Consider the following 6,000-nt stretch of genomic DNA (forward strand, 5'->3'; position numbering starts at 1 on the left):
CCTGAATTTACCGAAAGTGCGCCGAACCACCAAATGAGGAGCACTAATGCCCCTGATTACAGGGGTGCGGCCGAAATCCGAGGGTTCACCATAATAATGCCCAGGCTCCGGGTCTCGGACCTGGGTACGGGCCTACACTAACAGGCTTTGTAGGACAATTCTCATTCATTCTGCTGCCGGATGTGCAACAGAATGGAATGGGGAAGCGTGTGTTGATCAAGCTTTTCCCGGAAAGGATGAAATGCAATGCAGCGAAAAATCAATCTGCTCCTGCTGCTGTTCAGTCTGCTCGGCGCGGGTGTAGCGTTTGTGCTCGGTGAGCTGCTGCTGGACCGTAGGCCGTATGATTTACCTCAGATGGTGCTGGTTGGCATTTATTTTGCCATCGTGGCCTTATGTGTTGGAATAGGCGCTCTGGTCGCAGAGACGATCTCGCCGAGGCTGAACGGACAGTCCTGGAAGCTGCGTTATCTGGGTACCTCATGGAAAATGTTCCCGCTCATGGTTGTGCTGCTGCTCGGCGTGGGCACATTGACTGAGTTCGTGTACGAGCTCAACTTCGGCGGCAGCAAGCCGGTTAAGAATGTCGTCATGGTGATTGACGATTCCGGCAGCATGATGCAGAGCGACCCGTCAGACCGGCGCTACGCGGCGGCCAAGAATCTGGTGCAGCAGCTCAAAAAAGACAACAAAGTCGCTGTAGTTACCTTCAGCAATGAGGCTTCCGTGGTCCAGCCGCTGCTCCCGCTCTCCAAAGCGGCGAACCGCGAGAAGGTCATGGAGGTCATCAGCAGTCTGAAGACGACCGAAGGCGGAACGAACATCAGCGGCGCGCTGGCCGAAGCGATGAAGGTGATTCATGAAGACGGCGCGGACCGCGGGGCGATGGTTATTCTTTTATCCGACGGTGTCAGCCAGTTCAATACCTCTACGGAGCTGACAGACTATGTGGCACGGGGAATAAAAGTGAATACGATCGGGCTGGCCCTGGATGATCCGTCCGGCGCAAGTCTGCTCCAGAATATCGCCAGCGGCACCGGTGGACAGTATTATGATGTGGCCGATGCGAACCGGCTCGGTGACGTATTCCAGCAGATTTATGACCGTCTGGGAGACCGGACACTGCTGACCGAACGCAGCGACCAGACTGCGGACAGCCCATATTATGCTGTGGTGCGTGTGCTGGCCTTGATGCTGCTCGGCACGGCGCTGGGTCTGGGCCTTGGCATTGTGTTCGATAACCGCCATCTGGCCCGGAGCTTCAGTATCGGGGGCGCGGTATCGGGACTTGTGGCGGGGCTGATTCTGGAATCGGGCCTGAACGGCGACACGCTCTGGGACCCTATGACCCGGCTACTGGCGCTGCTCGTTCTGGCGGCTATTCTCACCTTGTTCACATATATCGTGCCTGTAGGGGAAGGGCGCTTGTCGCGCCGGGGAAGAGCTGCCGGAGCTGCTAATGCGCCTGCTGACAGTATTCATTCACCCCGCCGTAACCGCGGCAGTAAAGGGTTCTAAGCCAGATGCAGGGAAAGGGGCAGGTTGCCATGAAGTACGCCGAGGCAGACGCTGGAGCACCGGTGATTACCGAAGTTGTATCCAGAGTGGAGGACCGGTTCTGTACGCTGCGCTGGCGCTGGCCGGACGGTGTACAGGCGGTATATATTCATAAGGCCTCCGCGGAGGCACCGGACAGTCATGAGCATCCGCCTTCGGGCATGAAGCTCTATACGCGTGAAGAGTACAAAGCGAATAACGGGTACCGGGACCGGCTGGACGAGATCGGGATGGTGGCTTATACCATTTACGTGCGGCTTAGCGGGAATGGGGAGACGCTGCTGGTCCGCCAGCAGGATGGCGGTAACCGGGCGCTCGTCAGCGCGGGTAAAGCGAGGATCTACTACGCGGTCCAGCACAAAAAAGGGTTATTCAGCAAGCTGAAAACCGTGCAGATGACGATTACTGCCGAGGTGCCGGTGCCGAAGGAAGTGCTCTGCTACGTCAAAAAGCGGGATGCGCACCCATCCTCCAAGGAGGACGGTGCAAGGTTCCCGTTCGTCCAGGACTTCGCTCCCGGGCGCAACCAGCTCCCGCCGATTGAGGTCGGCAAGGACGACTTTATCCGTATTTTTTTCACCGATGGGCCTAAATACGGGGCGTATTATGAGCTGGTTCCCGAGTGAGCGGGAGCAGCATACCGGGTGCTGACACAACCCTGAGGAGGATGAGAGATGTCTTTTTTTAGCCGTTTCATGAAGAAGAATCAGCCCGCAGCGAGGCCGCTGTATTACGATATTGTCTGCCCTTTCTGCTTCACGCGCTTTGAGCCGGAGGAAGTGGTGTTCCGGGCCATGCACAGCCGTGAGGATGATGAGAATTATGCGCTCGGTGAGGATGATCTGCTGAATAAATACCGGGAGCGCTTCGGCCTCGATACGGTAGATGATATGGAAGCGGTTCTGCATCCGGCGGATATCCCGGAGGAGTACCATCATTATACCGACAACGTGCTGACCGGGCTCACCGACCGCTATGGGGTGATGACCCGCAGACGGCTCTGTCCGTCCTGCCATAACGAGCTGCCTGTAACAGCCGGCAAGGTGCCTAGCAATATTATCTCGATTATCGGAGCTTCCCAGGTCGGGAAGTCTGTCTATATGACCTCGCTGATCCATACGCTCCAGCATACAACGGCAGGGCATTTCGACGCAGCCTGTATGCCGCTGAATGCCGAGATCAGCCGCAAATTCCGCACCCTGTATGAGGAGCCGCTGTTCGAGCGGGGGGATCTGCTGGCGTCTACCCAGAAGGAGAAGATGCAGGAGCCGTTTATTTTCCAGTTCGTGTTCAAGGACGAGTCCAAGCCCCCGCTGACGCTGGTGTTCTTCGATGTGGCCGGTGAAGGCATGGTCGATCAGGATTACCTGGGCCTGCACGGCCAGCATATCAAGAACTCCGCAGGGATTCTGTTCATGGTCGATCCGCTGCAGATCCGTTCGGTCCGGGAGAAGATCCGCATTAACTTCGGTGACCGTCCGGGGGAGTGGGTATCTCAGTATGATGAGCCGCGTGATGTGGTGCTGACCATGTTCGGTGATTTCATCGCCTATCAGGAGAAGAGCAAGACCGAGATTCCGACCGCAGTCGTCCTGGCCAAAAGCGATATGCTCCACTCCCTCAAGGATGAGGATGGCGACTATATCAAGTCGAACAGCAATGTGTTCAACAACTATGTACACCGCAAAACGCTGAACCTGGACGAGTTCCACAACATCGACGGTGAAATCCGCCGCTTCATTGAGAAGGTGGACCGGCCGTTCAAGGATACGATGGATGTGTATTTTGCCAATACGGGGTATTTCGCCGTGTCTGCGCTGGGCAGCAATCCGGTCAATCAGAAGGTGGAAGGCGTGGTCAGTCCGATCCGGGTCGATGAGCCGTTCATCTGGCTGCTGCACAAGCTGAATTATATTGAGGGGAGCGACGGGCCGTGAACAGATTGTCAGGGTCCATGATCACCCAGCAGATGTATACCCGCGAGCGCCGCGGTGTATACCGTTCGACAGAGGGCTTCGATACGGTGGCGAAATCGGAGAGTCTCGATAATAATTTTGTCAAAAAAATCCTGCACCCCTTCTGCCTCTACGATGCCCCGGCTGAGCTTACGGCACGCGGCGAGAAGGATGAGGAGCTGTATCCGGCTGCGCTGCATCTGTTCCATACGGAGAGCAACGAGACAGTGATCGGAGAGAGCCGTTATCTGGCGGCGGATTTCACGGGGCAGCGGAGCGCTTTTTTTGCTCATAATTTCGTGGTGCCGCCTATCCGCTCCGAAGAGATTGTCGAAGGGTATGGAAGCTGGCTGCATGCGGGGTTTGCCCGGAGCTATGAGGGGGAACCTGGCGGGACACTGCCTGAGCTGGAGTCGATTCCCGTGGCAACCCGCGAGCTGGACGAGCCGTCTGATCCGCGTACGGTGCTGTCAGGTCTAGGATTCACAGAAGATCTGTTCAAGGCCCTGCTGCAGGCGGTGATGCTGTCCGTAGCCGGGAAGAAGAAAATCTATGTAGCGCTGGATGTGCCGATCAGTGAGTTGTCGCAGCGTGCGGCCCGGCTGACGGAGGTCATCTTCGCTGCGCTGCCGTATGACTTCCGCCGCAGGCTGGGAGTGATCACGTATGCCAAGGAGCCGCAGAGCCGCAAATACATTCACCTGACCTTCGTGGAGAAGGGCTCTCTGCGTCCGGGCGACCGCAATATCGAGAAGGATTATATCTTCGATCTGGCCGGCGCAAGGTTCCTGAATACCGATTTCGGCGAGTCGCGGAAGATCTATGCCGATCTGGCCTGGAAGACACTGGTGGAGAAGGGCGGAAGCCTCCGTGATTTCGCTAAGTTTGCCGATAGCCTGCTGCTCGGGGAGAGTGCGGAGCGTAAGCTGTCGCTGGCGCTCTACAATGAGCTGGCGGTTTTTTATGAAATCGAGCAAGGTAATGAAGCCTTATATACAGACAACAAGAACGCTATACTTAGCGGCCTGCTGTCCTATCTGAAGCCGGAGGGGAAGCTGGACTCGCGGGTGCGGCTGAATGATATGTTCCTGGAGCGGTTCGACCGCGAATATGATCTGATCCGTAAGAAGGGGATTCCGTCAACGGAGATCCTGGAACAGTTCAAGGCGTATTACGCGCTGCCGGGCCATAATTACCGGGTGAAGATCGTCGATTACTTCATCAACGGGATGCTGAACTGCCAGTCCGGGGGCCGGGAGGATGTGCTGGCGGCGGCTTACGGGATTATTGAGAGCGATGCGGAGCTTAGTGAGGCGTTCTTCAAAAAAGTGCTGTCCCAATCTCTCTTCCGCAGGGCGCTGTTCGAGCCGTATCTGGAATCCCGGCTGGCTGCCGCTGCCGGAACGGCGGATATCCTCCGCCTCGTGGGCCACTTCGGCCGGAGTCTTCCGGAGGTGCTTCAGCAGGCAGCGGTACGGGATACCTTCAAGGAATATCTGCTGGAGAAGCTGCAGCGGGAATCCGATCCGGTAGCGGCGGTAACGGCTGTTCATGAAGCGGTCCAGCAGGCAGAGAAGCAGCGCCGCAGAGGCGGCGTATACCCGGAGGCCTTGTCCGTTATGGAGGAGCTCGGCACGGTTGCTGACCGCTTCCTGCTGAACCGGCTCTCGCTGGACGAGCTGACTATGGAGCAGCTGCTAGAGATCTCGTTCCTGCGTTACCGGGATACGGCAGACTGGCAGCCGCCGCTCGATGCGATTGCGAAGCGCAAAGCGAATGCGCTGTGCGCGGCCTACCGCTGGTTCGGGGAGGAGTCGCCGGACGAGGAGATTTTTGCCGGACTGACGCCGCGTGAGCTGGACGATGTACAACTGCTCGGTGCGAGGTGGCTGAAGGAAGCGCGGAGCCTGGAGCCGTTCGACCGGCTGCCGCTGGCCTTTTATCACAGCAGTGAACGTGAAGGCGGGCCGCTGGATTATGATGCGCTGCTGGATTTGGTGGTCCGCAAGGCGGGCAATGACAAGGAGACGGTGTACCGGTTCCTGGATTGGTCGCAGCATAGCTGGCTGTTCGCAAGCTCAGGCAAGAAGCTGTGGCCGAATTACAAGCGGGCTGTGCTGAGATATTTCCTGAAGAGTGACCGCGAGGCGTTCAAGAACCGGGAATTCCGCAAAACCCATCTCGACACAGCAACGCCTGCTATGCAGACTGTCTACAATGAAGCCCGCGCCCAGCTGGCTTCGCCGCTGGCGCGGTGGGTCAGCCGCAGCCGATTTCAAATCCTGATCTCAGGGAGCATCCTCGGGATCATTCTGATTGCGGCGGTTATCCTGCTTAGCCAGCTAGGGGGACGCGGCAAGGATACAGCTGCGCCGGTGGCCAGCCCCAGCCCGCTTCCGGCAGTGACCGGACAAGCCGCTGTAGCGGCCCCGGTCTCTGTCCGGCTTATCGGCGGTGACGCGGGGACTGGCGGGGGGAGGAGGGGGGG

General features: G+C 57.9%; 4 protein-coding genes. All 4 read left to right on the plus strand.

What is annotated here, in order from left to right:
• Positions 1-246: 246 nt before the first annotated feature.
• Positions 247-1,518, plus strand: a complete 1,272-nt coding sequence (locus C173_RS27970; RefSeq protein WP_036731356.1) for a vWA domain-containing protein — start codon at positions 247-249, stop codon at positions 1,516-1,518.
• A gap of 29 nt (positions 1,519-1,547) precedes the next feature.
• Positions 1,548-2,183: a hypothetical protein gene (locus C173_RS27975; protein WP_036731358.1), complete on the plus strand. Its 636-nt coding sequence runs from the start codon at positions 1,548-1,550 to the stop codon at positions 2,181-2,183.
• 48 nt (positions 2,184-2,231) lie between these two features.
• Positions 2,232-3,494 carry a hypothetical protein gene (locus tag C173_RS27980; protein ID WP_036731360.1) on the plus strand — a complete coding sequence of 421 codons (1,263 nt, stop codon included), beginning with the start codon at positions 2,232-2,234 and terminating at the stop codon, positions 3,492-3,494.
• Positions 3,491-6,000, plus strand: a 2,510-nt coding sequence (locus C173_RS27985; protein WP_155991667.1) for a GAP1-N2 domain-containing protein, incomplete at its 3' end; no start/stop codon positions are given. The genes C173_RS27980 and C173_RS27985, both read left to right, overlap by 4 nt.

Source organism: Paenibacillus sp. FSL R7-277 (assembly GCF_000517965.1).
Lineage (GTDB): Bacteria > Bacillota > Bacilli > Paenibacillales > Paenibacillaceae > Paenibacillus_AQ > Paenibacillus_AQ silagei.

Excerpts from the sequence above, each read along its gene's own strand:
- C173_RS27970 (WP_036731356.1), top strand. The coding sequence starts at position 247 with ATGCAGCGAAAAATCAATCTGCTCCTGCTGCTGTTCAGTCTGCTCGGC.
- C173_RS27975 (WP_036731358.1), top strand. The coding sequence starts at position 1,548 with ATGAAGTACGCCGAGGCAGACGCTGGAGCACCGGTGATTACCGAAGTT.
- C173_RS27980 (WP_036731360.1), top strand. The coding sequence starts at position 2,232 with ATGTCTTTTTTTAGCCGTTTCATGAAGAAGAATCAGCCCGCAGCGAGG.